General features: G+C 41.6%; 11 protein-coding genes and 1 tRNA gene. 6 read left to right on the top strand and 6 right to left on the bottom strand.

Translation table 11 applies throughout. The features are described from left to right. Positions 1-23: 23 nt before the first annotated feature. The 4 genes from ASULF_RS04570 to cobA are packed head-to-tail and all read right to left on the bottom strand — an operon-like array spanning position 24 to position 4812. Positions 24-1790 carry a ribosome biogenesis/translation initiation ATPase RLI gene (locus ASULF_RS04570; protein WP_015590523.1) on the bottom strand — a complete coding sequence of 589 codons (1767 nt, stop codon included), beginning with the start codon at positions 1788-1790 and terminating at the stop codon, positions 24-26. Positions 1791-1800: 10 nt separating this feature from the next. Beyond that, positions 1801-2160, bottom strand: coding sequence for an EMC6-like membrane protein (locus ASULF_RS04565; RefSeq protein ID WP_015590522.1), 360 nt, complete (start codon positions 2158-2160; stop codon positions 1801-1803). 5 nt (positions 2161-2165) lie between these two features. Next, the gene (locus ASULF_RS04560; RefSeq protein ID WP_015590521.1) at positions 2166-4049 is read right to left on the bottom strand and encodes a threonine--tRNA ligase; all 1884 of its coding nucleotides are present in this window, start codon (positions 4047-4049) and stop codon (positions 2166-2168) included. Between the two features lie 25 nt (positions 4050-4074). Further along, complete coding sequence (cobA, locus tag ASULF_RS04555; RefSeq protein WP_015590520.1) at positions 4075-4812, bottom strand: uroporphyrinogen-III C-methyltransferase; 738 nt, start codon at positions 4810-4812, stop codon at positions 4075-4077. A gap of 176 nt (positions 4813-4988) precedes the next feature. Between cobA and dsrA the strand changes: the two genes are divergently transcribed. From dsrA to ASULF_RS04530, 5 genes are all read left to right on the top strand, one after another. Continuing rightward, positions 4989-6218, top strand: coding sequence for a dissimilatory-type sulfite reductase subunit alpha (gene dsrA, locus ASULF_RS04550; RefSeq protein WP_015590519.1), 1230 nt, complete (start codon positions 4989-4991; stop codon positions 6216-6218). A gap of 12 nt (positions 6219-6230) precedes the next feature. Then, positions 6231-7328, top strand: coding sequence for a dissimilatory-type sulfite reductase subunit beta (gene dsrB / locus ASULF_RS04545; protein ID WP_015590518.1), 1098 nt, complete (start codon positions 6231-6233; stop codon positions 7326-7328). Between the two features lie 61 nt (positions 7329-7389). After that, positions 7390-7626, top strand: coding sequence for a dissimilatory sulfite reductase D family protein (locus tag ASULF_RS04540; protein ID WP_015590517.1), 237 nt, complete (start codon positions 7390-7392; stop codon positions 7624-7626). 168 nt (positions 7627-7794) lie between these two features. Then, positions 7795-7890: transfer RNA gene (locus tag ASULF_RS04535), tRNA-Tyr, on the top strand. A 351-nt stretch (positions 7891-8241) separates the two neighbouring features. After that, a complete protein-coding gene (locus ASULF_RS04530) occupies positions 8242-10857 on the top strand; it encodes a cation-translocating P-type ATPase (RefSeq protein ID WP_015590516.1) in 2616 nt (871 codons plus the stop codon). Positions 10858-11085: 228 nt separating this feature from the next. Here the strand turns inward: ASULF_RS04530 and ASULF_RS04525 are convergent, their stop codons facing one another. Together ASULF_RS04525 and ASULF_RS04515 are read right to left on the bottom strand one after the other, a co-directional pair. Beyond that, the gene (locus ASULF_RS04525; RefSeq protein WP_144060475.1) at positions 11086-14442 is read right to left on the bottom strand and encodes a glycosyl hydrolase; all 3357 of its coding nucleotides are present in this window, start codon (positions 14440-14442) and stop codon (positions 11086-11088) included. 337 nt (positions 14443-14779) lie between these two features. Further along, on the bottom strand, positions 14780-17407 hold the full coding sequence (locus ASULF_RS04515; RefSeq protein WP_015590514.1) for a UPF0182 family membrane protein: 2628 nt from the start codon (positions 17405-17407) through the stop codon (positions 14780-14782). Positions 17408-17692: 285 nt separating this feature from the next. Between ASULF_RS04515 and ASULF_RS04510 the strand changes: the two genes are divergently transcribed. Next, positions 17693-18385 (top strand): hypothetical protein, encoded by a 693-nt coding sequence (locus ASULF_RS04510; RefSeq protein ID WP_015590513.1) that lies wholly within the window; start codon positions 17693-17695, stop codon positions 18383-18385. The last annotated feature ends 979 nt before the right edge of the window (positions 18386-19364 follow it).

Below are 19364 nucleotides of genomic sequence, written 5' to 3'. Positions count from 1 at the left end.
GAAACAAACGGGTAAAAATAAAGTCAGAAGTAGTAGTAGAATTCGCCCTTACTCTTTTGCTCCCTATCGAGCCTTGAGTCGATCTTGTTTACTCTTGGCCTTTTAGTCTCTTCATCCCTTCTGAAGGTTATTTCAAGGTTCGAAAGGAACCTGTTCATGCCATCTCTCATGCTGAGCGGGCTGCTGGATATACCCTTCTTCCCCGGCTCCCCCTCAAAAACGATTAACCTGTCAGAGATCATGTCTATGAGGTATATGTCGTGATCCACAACGAAAATGCTCTTCTTTGTGTTTAAGGCGAACCTTCTTATTATCCTCGCAGTCTCAGTCCTCTGCTCAACATCCAGATGGGCTGAAGGCTCATCGAGCAAGTACAGATCAGCATCCCTCAGCAGGCATGCAACTATCGCAACCCTCTGCAACTCTCCACCACTCAGGTCTTTCAGGTTTCTGTCCATGAGTTCTTCAATCCTTAAAGGTTTGAGAAACTCGGTTTTGTAATATGATGTGTTTACCATAGGGTTGATTTTTGTTAGAAAGCTCGCAACAGTCATATCTGATTCGGTTTTGATGTACTGTGGTTTGTATGATGTTTTCAACTCCTCATCTCTTTCTATCTTACCTTCATCATCCTCTAGAACTCCTGCAAGTATCTTTACGAAGGTTGACTTACCCGTGGCATTTGGCCCAACTATGCCAAGGACTTCTGATTGCTTTATCTCTCCTCCAGCAGCCTCAAGAGTGAAACCATTGAGGGTTTTCCTGAAGGGCGGGTATTCGAGGACTGTTCTCTCAAGCTCTCCCTCTCTCGGCTGGAACACCTCGAACTCGATTGGCTTGTCTCTGATCCTTATATTCTCATCAGGCAGGTAACCCCTCAGATACTGGTTGATGCCAACCCTTACACCTTTCGCGTTTGTTATCACACCATAAACTGCTGGAGTGCCGTAGCTGAGATGCACATAATCTGCGAGCATGTCAAGGATGGCGAGATCGTGCTCAACGATCAGAACTGGTTTCTCTTCTGCCTTTTCTCTTATAACCTTCGCAACCGAGATTCTCTGGTAGATGTCGAGGTATGAGGTTACCTCATCTAGGAAATAGAAATCCGCATCTCTCAGCAAGCAGGCCGCGATGGCGAGCCTCTGTAACTCTCCACCACTCAGATGCCTGACATCTCTTTCAATCGAGTTCTTCAATGATAGTTTCTCAACCATCTCATCTATCTTTCCGATCTCATCTGCTTTCGATAGCAAATCTTTTGCCTTGCCTTTATAGACTCTCGGTATAGCCTCGATGTATTGTGGTTTAACGCTTGTCCTTATTCCATCCACGAGGCTTTTCAGGTAGTCCAGAAGCTCGGTCCCCGCAAACCTTTCAAATATCTCCTCCCAGTCAGCCTCATCCTTGCCGAGATTCGGTTTTATCTGTCCTGAGAGGATTTTAACTGCTGTAGTCTTTCCGGTTCCGTTGGGTCCCAGAAGTCCAACGACATGCCCCTTTCTCGGGATCGGCAGGTTATAAAGCACGAATCCATTCTTTCCGTATCTATGGACTTCCTTTCCTTCAAGCTCATGGGGAAGTCCAACGATGCTGATTGCTTTGAAAGGACACTTCTTAACGCAGATACCGCAACCAACGCAGAGCTCTTCTGAAATTACTGCCTTATCCTCAATAACAACAGCTTCAGCCCCTGATCTCACTACTGGACAGTACTTCTCACACTCCCTGCTGCACTTCTGTGGTTTGCATCTATCTCTATCCACAACAGCGATCCTGAACTTCTCCATGCTCTCACGCTTAAATGTTCAGAAGCAGTGTCCAGGAAATATACCATGTTGCGAAGGTGAGGAAAGCGAATCCCACCCAATCCTTGGATTGTAGGGTTATATCGAATTTTGGCATGATGAACTTGTTGATATATATGAATATAACTAGGACAACGATTGATATCGGATCTCTTGATCTAACATCGCCAGTGATCAGGTATGATATTATTCCAGCTATCAACCCGAAAAACAATGGAATGAATGTCTTGGCCAGCTCATGCTTTGGCGTGAGCACAAGCTCAGCTTCTGGCTTGCTATCTTTTACATCCCTATCCTTTACATCCTTTCCCTCCTTTTTCCTTGCATCAAACTTTCTTTTCTTTTTAGCCATACCCATCACCTAAACGACGGTCTTTGTGAGAGCATCATTGGTAACGGGAGTTGCTTGAAGGGCCTACCCTCACATTCAGCTTTTATTCTCTGCACTAGTTCTTCCTTACTCATTGAAACCCTCTTCTGCTCCTTCATTGAAGATTCAGCCCTGATGGTGACTGTCAATTTGCCATCCCTGATCTCCTTTTCCCCAATCACAGCTACATATGGTACCCAATCTCTCCCTGCATCTCTTATCTTCTTGCCGAGGGTTTCATCCCTGTCATCGACATCAACCCTGACACCCATTTCCTTGATCTCGAGAGCTATCTTTTTGGCCTCATCGAGGAACCTCTCTGACACAGGGATTATTCTTAGCTGGGTTGGTGAAAGCCATACCGGTAGCATTGGAAGCTTTCCGCTCTCCTTGTCCATGTGGGCTTTCTCGAGGATCGCGTACATACACCTCTCAACAGCCCCACTTAAGGAGCAGTGAAGTATCAGGGGATGCTTTTTCTCACCATCTTCATCAACGAATGTGATACCATACCTCTTAGCATTCTCCACATCTATCTGGACTGTGCTTAAAGCTGAAGCCTTATCAAGGCAATCGACAAAGTTAAATTCGAATTTGAGGACGAAATAGAAGAACCTTCTGTCCCACATCTCTATCAGAATCGGTTTCTTGATTATATCAACCAAGCTGTGGATGAACTCCTTGTTCTCCTCATAGAAATCCTTCGTAACCCTGACAGCGGTCTCGTAATCATCAGGCTCCAGACCAATACCCCTCAGAACCTCTATCGACAGCTTGTACTGGTTCAGGAACTCCTGCTTCGCAGACTCCATATCTCTCGTTATCGTGTGCATATCTGGCATCGTAAAAGCCCTCAACCTCCTCAGGCCAACAAGCTCCCCCCTCTGCTCTTTTCTGAATGAGTATCTTGTAAGCTCGTACATCTTCAGCGGGAGGTTCTTGTAGGTTATCACAGCATCATGCTTGATCAGAAATTGTCCGAAGCATGCTGCAAACCTCAGGAAGAACTCCCTTTTATCTCCTTGAATTATGTACTGCCTTGCAGGGAATCTCTCAAGGTATTTCCTGAGTGTGGGGTGTGCACGATCGTACATTATTGGTGTTTCAACCTCCATGGCTCCATAATCGATGCATTTATCAGTAACATAGCTCTCGATCAGGCTCTTTATCAGCCTGCCCTTTGGATAGTATCTCATGTGACCTGAATCACTTGCCGGCTCGTAATCCGCGATCTGCAACCTCTGCATGTATTCTACATGTGGAGGGACCCTATCGACTGCCCTCTTCTTTGCGATCTCGTAGTTCACGAATTTCTTAAGCTTCTCATGCCCGGTAAAATCGAATTTTTCAACTTCAACCAGTTCTTTATCCAGTGTGAGTATGTACCAGTAGCTTTTAGCCTTTTCCTCAGCCTTTAAAGCTTCTGTGTATTCCTTCTCCTCAGTCTCACTGATCTCACTCGCCCTGACTTCCCTCGAAAGCTCGCTGAGGGGGTGACCTTTACATGAGATGTTGAATGCCTTATACCACCCAAATGGAGCCCTGTAAACTTCAAAGCCTGAATCTCTTATGACCTCCTCCATTTTTTTGAGTATCTCTACACCAGTTTTGGCATCAGCAAGGTTTGAGGATAGATGGGCATAAGGATACACGAGGATTCTTTCAGCCTTAACCTTATTTGCAACATCGATGATGTTACCAACGGCCTTTTTAACAACCTCTTCATTATCTCCTTTTTCTACTGATGTAAAAGATACCAGTACTTCCTCAAGCTTTCTTCTCTTTTCATCTTCATCTATTTTTTCTGCTACTGGAGTCTCCTTTTTAAGTTCATATTCCATAAAATCTGCATGGATCAGGAGAAGTTTCATGAACCAGCACTTTATAACGGGAATATTAAACTTTTCTATCCATCAAATTTTTCGCGAACCTCACAACATCTCCAACAACGATCAGAGCTGGTCCTTTAACATCGGCTTTTGCGATCTTTCCAGATATTGTGGAGAGAGAGCCGAATATGGTCTTCTGGCTTTCAAGCGTCCCATTCTCTATAACCGCCACTGGAGTTTCTGGATTCTTTCCCAATTCAATGAGCTTTTTGCAGATCTGCTCGATTCTGTCCTTTCCCATGAGTATTACAATCGTGCTGTGATCTAAGGCGTTTTTCCACCTGAGAACATTATCTCTTCCTGTAACAACGAGCACGGATGAGGAGATTTCAGGATGTGTGAGTGGTATTCCCGCATTTGTCGGAACGGCATTTATCGATGAAACTCCGGGGATGATCTCGAAGTCTATACCCTCTTTTTTAAGAAATTCAGCTTCAATGCAACCTCTGCCAAAAACGAACGGATCTCCTCCTTTAAGCCTTACAACGATTTTGCCCATTTTGGCATAATGCTTCATCAGGTTGTTAATTTCCTCCTGTCTGGCCCCCCCTTTTTCATGACTGCTCTTGCCAGCATAAACGATTTCCTTGCCCATAGCTTTCAGGAATTTTACAATATCATCCCCAACAAGTTTATCATAAAGAATAACATCTGCAGATTTGATTATGTTTAAAGCTTTGATCGTTAAAAGTTCAGGGTCTCCCGGACCTGCTCCAACGAGGTAAACAAAACCTTTTTTCTCCATTTGTATTCAGCCTTTTAATTAATCAAATAAAGTTTTTGGTAATTTAAAAGCTAATCCCAGCAATTTTTAAACAATTAAAAATTTTAGTTGGTTCATCAATAACAACCACTATTGCCGTTCGAAAGACTTATATATTCTTAAAAAGAAGCTAACTCCGAAACGGGGGGTGAACTGATTTGAGCGATGAAGAATTCCCATTGCTGAGTGAATTGAAAAAGGGTCCATGGCCCAGTTTTGTCAAAGAGATTGAAAAGACAGCAGAGAAGAAACCAGAGATGAAAGATCTCCTCAAGCAGCTTGAAAGGAGCTATGAGGACAAAATTACATACTGGAAGCACGGTGGTATTGTTTCTGTGAAAGGATATGGTGGTGGAGTTATTGGTAGATATTCATTCCTTGCAAAAGAGTGTCCTGGAGTCGCTGAATTCCATACGATGAGAGTTAACCAGCCAGCAGGGTGGTTCTACACCTCAGATGCTTTGAGGACGATTTGTGACATCTGGGAGAAATATGGAAGCGGTCTGACGAACATGCACGGTTCAACCGGAGACATAATCCTGCTTGGTACAACAACACAGAACCTCCAGCCATGTTTCAACGAGCTTGCAAAGAATGGCTGGGACCTTGGAGGTTCAGGTTCTGCCCTTAGAACCCCGAGTGCCTGTGTAGGCCCGGCAAGATGTGAGTTCGCCTTGATCGATACTCTCGAGCTCTGCTATGACCTCACAATAACCTATCAGGATGAACTCCACAGACCAATGTGGCCATACAAGTTCAAGTTCAAGATTGCTGGATGCCCGAATGACTGTGTTGCCGCAAAGGCAAGATCTGACTTTGCTATAGTAGGAACTTGGAAGGATGAGATCAAAATAAACCAGGAAGAGGTCAAGAAGTACGCTGAGGCTGGCGTTGACATCAAAACACAGGTTGTTGACAACTGCCCAACCAAGTGCATAGAGTATGATGAGGAGAAGAAAGAGCTCAAGATCGACAACTCTAACTGTGTAAGATGTATGCACTGCATCAATGTGCTGCCAAAGGCTTTGAAGCCAGGAGACGAGAGAGGTGCGGTAATCCTCATGGGTGGTAAGGCACCTATCCTCGAAGGCCCAGTAATGGGATGGGTGGTAGTTCCATTCATAAAGGCTGAGAAGCCATTCGATGAGATCAAGGAGCTTGCAGAGGCTGTCTGGGACTTCTGGGATGAGAACGGTAAGTTCAGAGAGAGACTTGCAGAGCTTATCGAGAGAGTTGGTATGATGAGGTTCCTGGAGGCAATCGGTGTTGAGCCAGATCCAAGGATGATCAAGGAGCCAAGAGCAAATCCGTTCTACTTCTGGAGAGAAGAGGACCTCAAGGAGAGGACGAACCCATGGGAGATTTGGAGAAGGGCTGAATCTGAGTAGGAGGTGTGTTAAATGGCAAGCGAACCTGTTGAAGAATATATTAGTGATATCGGTCCCCCACACTATGAGAAGTTCTTGCCACCTGTGATTAAGAATAACTATGGCAAGTGGGCTTATCATGAGGTACTCAAGCCGGGAGTACTCGTGCATGTTGCAGAGAGTGGGGACAAGATTTACACGGTTAGAGTTGGTTCTCCGAGATTGTTGAGCATCTATACAATAAGAGAGCTGTGTGACATCGCTGACAAGTACTGTGATGGTTATCTGAGATTCACGAGCAGAAACAACATCGAGTTCTTGCTCACCGATGAGAGCAAGATTGACCCCCTCATTGAGGAGGTTGAGAAGCTCGGGTTCCCGGTTGGTGGAACCTGGGATGCCACAAAGGCAAAATATGCCCTCTCAAACATCGTCCACACCCAGGGCTGGATACACTGCCACACTCCAGCTATCGATGCATCTGGGCCAGTTAAGGCATTGATGGATGCTCTGTTTGACCACTTCAAGAACATGGATCTGCCGGGACTTTGCAGGATTTCTCTCGCATGCTGCCTGAACATGTGTGGAGCTGTCCACGCATCAGACATCTCTCTCGTAGGTATCCACAGAACTCCGCCAATGGTTGATGACGATGTTGTCAGAAGGACCTGTGAGCTTCCATCAACAGTTGCTGGATGCCCAACCGGTGCCCTCAGGCCGGACATGAAGAACAAGACGATCAAGGTTGACAAGGAGAAATGTATGTACTGTGGTAACTGTTACACAATGTGCCCAGGTATGCCACTCTTTGACCCAGAGAACGGTGGTGTGGCTATACTTGCTGGCGGTAAGCTGTCAGATGCGAGATCTCCAGCAAGACTCTCGAAAGTTGTTGTGCCATACCTGCCAAACAATCCACCAAGGTGGCCAGAGGTTGTTGATACTGTAAAGGCAATCCTCGAGGCATGGGCTGCTGAGGCCAAGCCACACGAGAGAATCGCAGAGTGGATCGATAGAATCGGCTGGGAGAAGTTCTTTGAGAAGACGGGCATCGAATTCAAAGTGCAGCTGATTGACGACTTCAGACAGCCAAGGCACACATTCAGAACAACAACCCAGTTCAGATGGTAAACTCGGAGAAAATTGGTGAAATTTAAATACCCCTTTATTTTATTTTGTTTTGGGTGAAAACATGTCTGAATTTGATGAAGAAGTCAAGCAGAAAGTTTTGGAAAAGCTCGCTCAGAAGCCATGGTCCACAAGGGATCTTGCTAAAATCCTGAAAATGAAAAAGAGGGAAGTGGATAAAATCTGCAAAGAGCTTATCAATGAAGGAAAGGCAACATACTGGAGCTCAGGCTCTACTGCATATGTCACGACAGTAGAGAAGGCTGAGGAGATGGAAGCTAAGAGGAAAGAAGCTCACTAATTTTTAAATTTTTTGTGTTTATTCTTGATTTAACTTGATTTATTGGTTGCTAATTACTGTTCTCGGGTTTTTGTGGGGCTTTTGGGATCTCTATAGGTGAACAGCATTACATCCCACAAACTTTTTATATCGTCTTCATGATGTGAATAGCGAGATTCCTGAATTTCCCCCGCCTTAGCTCAGTGGCCAGAGCGCCCGACTGTAGTTTGCCCCTGCTGGTGAGCAGGTATCGGGCGGTCCCCGGTTCAAATCCGGGAGGCGGGACTTCTTACCTCTTGTTCAAATCCCCACCTCTTTTAAAAACCCTATACAGGTAATGTGGATTCCTATATCTGCGTTCCACGCTTATGGCGTAAGGCAAAATCATCAGTTTCGATTCTACTTATAGAGCCTGAATCGAGAGAATCAAGTTGGAAGAGATGTAATATCTCAACAAAAGGGTGGCTGAAAGAAGTTTTCAGGATGAGAGTTGGTGATACGAATTCTCCATAAGGTTGATGATTCCAGAGAACTTGCTGCAGTTTTTTGGGGGTTGATAAAGAGAAAGGTACACATCGATTAAGGATTTATTTTTTGGGGGTAAAATTATTATTGGATTAATAGACAACATAATAGATGGATAAAGAAATCGAATGGTATAGGACTCCAATTTCAGAAGTTTTTAAGCTCGCTAAAAGCTCACCTCAAGGTATAACAGATGAAGAGGCCGCAAAAAGGCTTATATTATATGGATATAATGAAATTAAAGAAGAGAAGAAAATTAGCGAGATTTTAAGGTTTCTATCTCACTTTAACGATCCTCTAATTTACATTTTAATGGTATCTGGTTTAATAACGACATTTCTTCTTCGATATGTAGATACAACCATAATATTCCTAGTCGTGCTGATAAATGCAGTAATTGGCTATATCCAGGAAAGAAAAGCAAAAAAAACAATTGAATCTTTAAAGAGGATAATAAAGGTTAAAGCAAGGGTAATAAGAAGGGTTGAAAAAGAAATTCCCGCAAAAGAGCTCGTTCCCGGAGATGTAATAGTACTAGAAGCCGGAATGAAGGTTCCAGCAGATGCAAGGCTTTTTGAAGTTAAAAATCTAACCGTCGATGAATCTTTACTAACGGGCGAATCCACACCAGTTGAAAAATTTTCTGAAACTATTCAGGAGAAGACTGCTGTTGAGAGAAACAACATGGTCTTTGCTGGGACGCTTGTTCTTGAAGGCTACGGAAAAGCTGTTGTTGTCGCTACAGGCGAGAATACCGAGCTAGGCAAGATTGCAAAGACCGTTAAAATAGAAAAAGGTGTTGAAACACCTTTGCTACGTAGAATAAAGCATATTAGCAAATTTATTTTCTTTATAATCGTTGTGGTTTCGATCTTAAATTTTATAATTGGTGTGTTAAGAGGTTACGACCCCACATTCATGTTCTTAGCCTCCGTTAGCTTAGCTGTTGCGGCAATTCCTGAAAGCTTGCCCGCTCTTGTGACAATGAGCCTTGCAATTGGTGTTAGAGATATGGCAAAAAGAAACGCTATAGTTAGAAAGCTACCAGCTGTTGAATCTCTAGGAAGTGTTACGACGATATGCACAGACAAAACTGGAACACTTACACAGAACAAAATGAAGGTAATAAGAATATTTGCTGGAGGGAGGGAGTATGATATCGAGAGTAAAGATTCTATTCTCAGCAGAGAAGAACTTGCAGAACATCTTGATATATATCTCACAATAAAGGCTGGCTACATATGTAACACAGCAATTTATTTTTTAAAAGATGGAGAGCCTATAACGAGCGGAGATCCAACTGAAGTAGCCCTTCTTGAAGTTGCATCGCTGGCAGGAATTAAAAAACAGTTTAAAATTATTGACGAAATTCCATTTGATCCCGCATTACGCTATATGGCAACTGCAGTAAAAGAAGGAGAATTCGTGGAAATCTATGTAAAAGGTTCAATAGAAAGAGTTCTTTCAATGTGCAGGTGGGCTTTAGCGGAAGGAAAAGTAGTAGAGCTTGATGAACACCGCATTCACAAGATAGCATCAGAGTTTGCCCTTCGGGGTTTAAGGGTTCTGGCATTTGCATACAAGTTTGTTGACTTAGAAGAATTTGGTAGTATTGAAGATAATCTTGACGATCTAATCTTCCTCGGTCTTCAATGCATGATCGATCCTCCAAGAGAGGAATGTTATGAAGCGATCAAGAAGTGTAAAGAAGCTGGTGTAAGAGTCATCATGATAACTGGGGATCATCCAAGTACTGCATTATTTATTGCAAAAGAGCTTGACATTAATGGCAGTGTTATAACGGGTGACAAAATCGAAAAAATGAACGATGAAGAGCTTAAAAAAGTATTAAAGAAGACAAACGTATTTGCAAGAATCTTGCCAAAAATGAAGCTAAGAATAGTCAAATTATTACAGGAAATGGGTGAAATAGTTGCAGTTACTGGAGATGGTGTAAACGATGCTCCTGCGTTAAAGAGGGCTGACATTGGCGTTGCAATGGGCTCTGGCACGGAGGTGGCTAAAGAATCCGCTGAAATAATTTTGCTTGATGATAATTTTGCAACAATTGTAGAAGCCATTGATGAAGGTAGAAATGTTTTTAGAAAGATTCAAAAGATTCTTGCATGGTTGCTACCAACTAATGTTGGAGAGGGACTTGTAGTTCTTACAGCTTTTCTTTTGGGCATCACACTTCCGATTTTGCCGGTGCAAATACTCTGGATTAATACGGTTACAGCTGTGCTTTTAGGAACAACTTTAGTTTTTGAGCCTAGAGAGCCAAATCTGCTTAAGCTCAAGCCGATAACTGGAGAGTTGTTGAATCCAGCGATTTTATTTAGGATAATTTGGGTAGCTATAGTTTTGGTTGTATGCGCATACTTTCTATACTTTAGATATGACGAAAACGAACTGATAGCCAGAACAATAGCAATGAATACGATAGTGTTTTTTGAAATATTCTACCTGCTTAGTTCAAGAAGCATCGATTTGAGCTTTATAAAAACTCTGAAGTTTAAGAATAGGGCCATCTATTTGGGAATTCTTGCAATGATCGTTTTGCAGTTGGTAGCGACATATTCGCCTCACTTCAACGTAATCCTGCATACCGCACCGCTTGATGCAAGCATGTGGCTTGAAATTGTAACTGTATCCTCTTTAGTATTTCTCCTTGCTGAGCTAGAAAAATATATAAGAATAAATTTTTATAAAAAATTTCTTACCTGAAATTGACTTTGGTCGCGTTTAAGGCTTGGAAGTTGAAAGCTGGTAATAGGGTTGTAATTAATCATAAAAAAGATTTGCAACAATATTACCTGCTACTGCTCGCATTTCCGGTTATATTTATTTCATGCCTACAATGAACCAAAACCGCGGCTTTGTTTTGGAACATTTACCATATGGCGTCCTTTTCCTTTGTCTTCTTTGTATTTTTACTCATTTTAGTACATATTATCAGTAATTCTTTTCTTCTCCCTGCGCTTTCATGAACATCTTTAATCTTTGCAAAATCTTCTCACTCTTGAACAGATAGATCGGTGTGTCTCCTACTTCTATTCCTGAAGCATCTTCTACTCTGACATTTCCGTAGATATCAGCCACGTAAATTTCACTCCCTTCAATCGGGAATTTTCCAGGTTTCCAAACAACGTAAACTTTGTCTTCTTTTGTTTCAAATACATACACTCCTTCACTTGACTTTTCAACTCTATTAAAATCTCCAATAATATACGCCATAACATGGGCAACTGGCTTATAATCGAAGAACAGAACCTCTGCTCCATTCGCAAAAGCTCGTATCGCTGCTTTTGCAAACATGATGCCATCTTCTCTGCTCATCTCACCTGTAGGTCCAACTTCTGTAACCCATATTGGCTTGTTAATCCCATATTTTTCAAGCAATTTTTTCAAATCATCCACGTTGAAATCATCTTTTTCATCCGCGTAGGAATGTATCCCAGCAATATCAAAGTAATTTCCTCCTCCCAAAGAGTAAAATTCTTCCCACCATTCTATTGATTCTTTATCCAAAGTTGCTGCACCACCCAAAACTACCTTTGCTGTTGAATCTGCCTCCTTCACAGCTTCATAAGTTGCTTTTACAAGTTCAAAGTATTCCTTCCCACTTCCCTTAAAGAAGTATTTGTTGTCGTGCTGGGCCTCAGGCTCGTTTAGAATCTCCCAGTATTTTATTGGGTATTTTAATCCTGGCATGTCGTCTATACCGTCCCCATCATATCTTTCCACTAAAGCTCTGACGAACGCTTTATATGCTTGTATATCGTATGGTTTGAATCTGGATGAAGGTAAAACATAGGCAAAAGGTCCTCCTCCAGTAGCTTCACCGTATCCCTCTCTTCCTTTGTAAGCTTCTTCATCCCATTCTGTGTAAGGCCAGATTGTAGCAACGATTTCAGCCCCAGTTTGCTGAGCTCTCTTTACTCCCTCATCACATGCTGAAAAATCATAAACACCTTTCTCTTTCTCTATGAAATATCTGTTAAAAGGTCCTGGATGCGGTTTCATCCAGCGATATCCAGGAGTATAAGCATATTCATCATGCTTGTGCCCCCAACCTCCAAATCTGAATGCAAAAGCTTCAGGTATCTCCACTGGATTCTTTTTGATATCGTCACCCATATCTTGTGGAGGTAATCGCTCAACATCCTCTAGCAATGAGAGCAGCTCTTTCAGCTTTTTCTCATCTCCAGAGACAATATATACCGGCAGACTTCCAAGTTTAAGTTTCTCAGCTTCAATCAAATTTGCATGAGCGGTGATATCGACAACCAAGAGCTTTCCTTCAAATCCTTCGAGTATTTCTTGATCACTGCTCCACACAACGTAAACTATCATGTCGTTAACCTTAAATTTGTAAAGGGCATCGCTCAACTTCTCCACTTCATCAAAATTACCGATAATTATATTCATGGTTTTGACTGCATAGTAGGATCGTTTTGGATTCCCTTCAAAATCTATCAAGCTTCCAGTGATAAGATCCTCTGGAGCTTCAGGAAATGCTCTGTATGCAGTGTAAAAAATCCTCTCTACACCTTCACCAAAGGATTTTGATGCCTCTACGTATCTATACTCATCAGTAGCAGAAAACTCTGTAACCCATAGAGGTTTGCCAGCAACATACTTTCCAAATCTTTCCTTTAGCCTTATTGCATCCTCATACGGAGAGAAGGAGTGAAAGTTTACTATGTCAATATACTTACTTCCTCCCATCTCAAACACTTTGTTCCAGAAGCCGTAGAATCCATCTGAAACCTCGCCTTTTTCCGGTGGCAGGGGAACCATTCCACCGTTCAGAACCTTTGCATCCTTGTCAGCCTCTTTAATGGCTTCATAAGTAACCTTCAAAACTTCAAAGTAATCTTCCGCGTCTCCTTTAAAAAATCCTGCATTTTTTCCTTCAAATTTACAGATAATGCCTGTTGATGGTTCGTTAATGACCTCCCAGTACTTTATAGGCTTTGTTAAGCCTGGCATGTCATTAAATCCATCACCATCATACCTCTCAACTAGAGCTTTAACAAATTCTTTATACGCTTGCATGTTGTATGGCTTATACCTGCTGAAAGGAAGTTCGGGAAAGTCTCGCTTTTCAACAAATCTGTCTATGTTACCCCACTTCTCCTGATCCCACTTTGCATAAGGCCAGATTGTTGCAAGAATGTTCAAGCCCATTGCCTGAGCCTCTCTAACCACTTCATCCGCTTCGCTGAAATCATATTTTCCTCTCTCTGGTTCAATTTTATCCCATATAAAAGGACCAGGATGTGGTCTAAGCCAGCCGAGGTTCAAATCGCTTATGGCTAAAGGATCAAAACAAACGAAACCGAACCTGTCTGATAGCGTGGCTGTACCCTGAGGCATGCTCCTGAGCACACTCTTCTCTTCACCTGAAGCTTCTGGTGGCGGTGGCGGAGGTATGTGATAGTATATCACAAACTTTTCGTTGACTTTTATTACACAAGGAGCATCGGCATTCTCTAAAATTAGTTTTTCTCCAGTAAAGTTGATACCATCCTTGGAGGTGGAAAGGTATACATCTATACCTTCTTCCGGGCTATCTGGGACCTTGGTATAGTAAAGCCTGTACTCATTGTCAGTTTTTAAAACAAAAGGTACAGAAACTCTTTCCATTATTCTGCCCCAATCTTTAGTAATGTTCACACCATCTGCACTATCAAATGCGTAGAGATTATCCTTATCTGAGTAATATATCCTAAACCCATTTTCTATTCTGATAACTGCAACATCTGAGAGTTTTTCTTTTGACAGTATCTTCCGTTCTTTCTTCCAATGAATACCATCAGTTGAAATAGCAGTTAGTAAACTGTTTCTTCCCCATCCTCCAGGAATGTCTTCTTCCCAACCAACATAGTACATCCTGAAAAGATTTTCAGATATCTGAATGACTGCTGGGTCAACTGCACCGAATTTGTCATACTCATCCCCTTTTTCGATAACCACTTGAGAATTGTGGAAATGGATACCGTCTTCAGACTCAGCGATCCTTATTTCATCCTCTCCAGGAATCACATAATACATAAGAAATTTCCCATTAACTTTCAAAACTTCTGGAACGGATCCTTGAATGACTTTTTCTGATTCAGAAAAATGAATGCCATCTTCTGAACTTGCTGCCAATATAAAAGGAGCCTCAGATGAAGATTTTTCTCCAGTTTTTATGTGCTTTTCCAAATTATTTCTCATAATACACCCGGAAACGGAGACGATCAGTACGGTAAGGATTACAACCGTTGCAACCTTCCAAGTTAAATGCATCTTTTCATCCCCCAACACTCAACCTTCAACAATTATGATATTATTTTTCATATTCATTTTTATTGGACTTTTTCCGATTATATTCATTTCGTCATAATTTCGGACAACTTTTTGCGGATAAAAGAAGTTGTCATAGACGAATTTGGATCGCGAGTATTGGAAAATAAGGAGGAGTCTCAAAATATTCGATTTCACTCGGGAATTGATGGGTTTTGAAGAATAAAAGATACACCATCGCTTTTTCATGACCTTTGTTGCTATCTGCCCCAATCGAGCAGAGTGCAAAAAGGGAAAAGATTAAATCTCAAAATGTAATTCCAGTTAGACTTGGTATTGTCACACCAATTTTATGTTAACGCCCCGCAGTCTGGTTTAGCCTGCTAATAGTGTCCCCAAGCCTTTCAATGTATTCACCAAACCCAGTCCAGTTACCAGCTCCTGCCTCCTCTCTCGCCCTGCTGTAAAGCTCAACCAATTGCTTCACAAGATCCTGAACACTCTCCTCTTCAACGATTTCAGGAGCCTCCTCACCAAACACTGCTATCAATGCTTCATCAAGCGTTGGTCTCATAGCCAGTACGTCACTGTAAACAACTATAACACCTCTGAGCTCTGGAATCTGAGCATTTACAGCCCTCAGATAGATGGGTTCAATGTACAGTATTGAGTTTTCTATGGGGATAACGAGCATATTACCCCTGATGACCTTCGACCCAACCTGCCCCCAGAGGGTGAATAACTTTGAGATATCGGCATTTTGATCAATTCTCGCCTCAATCTGCATAGGGCCATAAATCAGTTGACCTTTCGGAAATTCATACAGCCTCAACTCGCCGTAACTCTCATCACATCTTGCAGCCAACCAAGCAATGATGTTATCTCTTCCCTTCGGAGTGAACGGAAGCATTAGCAAGAACTCCGGCTTATCGTTTCCAGGTAGAGTTAGTATGACATAGTAGGGTTCCATTTGTATTCTATCCTCCTCTAAAATCTCCTCCGGAATTTCCCAAACATCCTCACGGTTGTAGAATGTTTTAGCATCGTCCATGTGGAAAGTTGCGTAAATATGTGCCTGAACTTCAAACAGATCAATTGGATACCTTATATGGGCTCTCTCTTCTTCACTCATTTTATCTGCTGAAGTGAAAAGATCCGGAAACGCTTTCATCAAAACCTTGATGACTGGTTCTTCCTGGATAACGTAGAATTTGGGGATTCCGTTGTAGGTGTCTACAAAAACCTTAACCGGATTTCGAACGTAGTTGAATGTCGGGTATCTTGCAGAGTATGGGAATTTGTCGAGGGTTGTATACGAATCAATTATCCAGTATTGCTTTCCGTCTATTACAGTTATATAGGGGTCTCTATCGTATACGAGGAAGGGTGCTAGTGTGGATACTCTGTCTATTATATCTCTGTGAAACATTAGTCTGCTTTCCGTTGTGATGTAATCGCTCAGCAGAAACTTGATGTCGGCAAATTTTATCGCGTATATAAGCTTTTTAAAGTACGAATCGAGCTTAACTCCACCAGAACCATTGTAAGTTGTTAGAACGTTACCCTCACCCAGCGGATAGTCAAATTCCTTCTGTTTGGTTTTAACGATCACATAATTCGTTGTTATCTCACCATAGTATATCTCAGGGCGTTCGATAGCTATTTTTCCCTTTGGAGGTATGTCCTCAATTATCAGATCAGGCAACCCCACTTTGGTTACGGAATTTACCGGCGAGGCAACAACACCATAACCATGGGTATATATCAGATGCTTGTTAAGCCATGTTTGTGCTCTTGGTGACAGTAAATCGGTTGAAAGTTCCCTTGCAGTGATCATAAGCTGTGTGTACCTGCCATCAATGTAGTAACGATCTACATCAACATCATTTATGGAATAATAAGTTCTTATCTGCTGCATCTGTCTGTAAACGCTGAGCAGGGGGCGATGATCCCAGATTCTGATGTTATCTATGGTGCCACGATTTCTCTCAATTGTATCGACGCTGAGGTTGTTTTCGGCAGAGTAATACATTTTCTTAACATCTAAGCCATAAGCGAATCTTGTAAAGTCTATACCATACCGTATGTACTCCTCTTCAACAACAATTTCATTGGGCTCAACTTTAAGCTTCTGAACCACAGCGGGCGCTACGACAATTGAAAGTAGCATCACGGCTGCCAGAACGATGAGGAGTATAGGCATCGCATCGATGTTTCGTTTATGGCCGAGATAAATACTTACCGCGGCGAGAAGAAGCGATAATAATGCAACTAACCCCATCGCAGGAAGTCTTACTTGTACGTCCGTATAACCGGCACCCATTACAGCCCCATGTGGAGAAGTAAGCAGATCAAACCTCGCAAAGTAGAAGTATGCTGCTGTAAAGATGAAGATACCAGCCAGAATCAGAGAGGCATGAGCATATCCTGCTTGAGGAAAATTATCCCTGAGTTCATCAAAACTTTTAACATCTCTGAATATGAAAGCATAGTACGCTGCCGAAATTAAAATGGCAAGTATGAGCACTGTGAGGAAAAAGAAAAGTATAGTCTGAATGAATGGGAGTTTGAAAACATAGAAAGAGACATCGAGCCCAAAAATCGGATCTTTGAGGTTGAAGTCAACCGAGTTCGTGAAGTAAACGTACTGCAGCCACACGCGGGAAAAGAGCAGGGCTACTATTAGAGCCAATAATATATTCACCCAGAATGGCAGTTTAAGAGGTTCATCAAGCTCATGGCTTACTCTTCGAAGAGCAAAATGGTTGAGGCTAAGCATGGCAAAAGCAAAGGCAAAGAAGATCACAAACAGGATAACTTTGTAGTATAGCATAGCCATAAAGACAGAACTGAGATTGAGAGACTCAAACCAGAGAAACTCCGTGTAAAAATATAGGACGATACTTGGAAAAACCAAAAGTGCAACGAATATAGCCAGAACAATTTTCCTACCTGTTGTTGTAATTTCGAATTTTTTGACCATCTTTATAGTTGATCTTCATCATATTTATTTTTTACGATTATACATTTTTAATTAGAATAATATATACTTAAGTATATGTCTGTCCCCGTCGAGTTTGTCCTTTCACACCTCTCCCAGTGGCTGCTAACTATATTTCGAAGACTTTTAGAAAAGACAACTTGCAATTAGAGTTTAGCTTGTGAAAAAGGATAAATAATGTTAATCCTGCGATGCGTCGATATAATCTGAAGATATGAAAAAACGCTACTACGAAAAAGTCATATAGGAAAAATAATAAGACATACTATGATTTACAAAGAAATAGATAATATCAGAAAATTTAGAGAAGACAGGATCTCAAAAATATCTGTGAATGAAACCCCCGTCCCTCTTTTGGAGGGTGCCAAAGTTGTTCTTCATCTGATACCGATAGATTCAATTAACTCCAGTCAAATTTTTGATATAAGTGAGTTAGAAGACCTCTCCCACAAAAAGAGTCCAATGAATTGTCCTGGAGGGAAACAGAGATTTAATTTCGATGGCTTCTTGACTTACTGCACAGACAGAGAAGGAAGATTCCATTCATATGTTCAATTTTTCAGGAATGGAGTTGTTGAAGCTGTTGACGGGTTGATGCTCAGACAACATGGGGAAGAGCAAGTCATACCTGGTGAAGCTTTAGAAGGAGAATTGATTAAGGCACTTCGAGATTATCTCTCCGTTCTTAATGCATTAAATGTTAAACCACCAATATTTGTCTTTGTTTCTCTACTTGGGGTTAGTGGGTACTATATGGCTCATGACAAACCTTTATTCTTGCCAGAATATGAGTCATACGTCGATAGAGACACTCTGTTAGTTCCGGAGGTTGTAGTTGAAAGCTACGATATTGAACCAGAAAAAGTACTGCGACCATGTTTTGACTCCATCTGGAATGCGTGTGGTTATGCAAAGTCATTGAACTATGACGAAAATGGAGAGTGGACGGGAAAGTACTGAAGACTGGTGGTTGAGGAGCTTGACGCTGGAGTAGCAAGCATGCCGAGAGTTTTTGAGTACTTATGGGGTTCATGTTGTAGGGTATCCAGTGGCAGCTTGGCTGCGTGAGTCAATAGTAGACATCGAAAAATCTTAAACCAACAATACATCTAAAAAGAGCGTCACAAACGGATTTGAACAAGAAGAAAAGTGCCTGGAGCTTGACTTGACAACCATGCAGTCTTCAGTCGCACGCTTTTCCGAGCTGAGCTCTAAGCATCGACTTTCTTTTAAGATTCCAATATATATTAATTCCAATATATTTTATTTACAAAATCTAGAAGATCTTGGTTAAAAATTTTGTTTTTATCCTCTCTAAAACATTGTTTGGCTTTTTATGGTGTTTTACAAGCCGTACCATATAGTTGCCAAAAGAATTATATAGTTTGAGAGACTAATAAGTACTGGAGGCGAAGGTTAAACCTCTAAGATCGAAAACCTACGGGTTTTCTGCGTCCTAGGAATTTAACTGAGAGTAGGTAACTACTCGTTGTTGGTGGTAACGTCCGCCAACAATGCCTCCTATTAAATCTATCTCTTATAGTTTGTAATAGTTAAATAGTATTCTAAGAACTTAAGATTGCTGAATCTTAATCAGAAGTCTTCTTGTTTTTTAACTAAGTTTTCAAAATAGTTGTTTTTAAGCTTAATGGGGTTGACGAACACGATTTGGAGAGAACTCAACCCGTCAAGAGAGCATTTTCTTTAGACACACTTTCGAAATTTTAAACTGCTGAATTATTTCATAGTACTGAATTGTCTCAAGTTTTGGCAGAAAAAGTAGCGTGATTTTAGTATGGGTATTATTCCTTGTAGCCAGCACTCTGATCAGATTATACTACTCAAGACTCCCGCAAAATATCTGTGTGCTTCAAAATCGTAAGGTTCATAATCTCATGAATACTTTTGAGTTTTATATTATTAGAATATTATTAACTCA

The organism is Archaeoglobus sulfaticallidus PM70-1 (genome assembly GCF_000385565.1).
In the GTDB taxonomy this organism is placed as follows: Archaea; Halobacteriota; Archaeoglobi; order Archaeoglobales; family Archaeoglobaceae; genus Archaeoglobus_A; species Archaeoglobus_A sulfaticallidus.
This window is presented reverse-complemented; position numbering and strand designations above follow the sequence as displayed.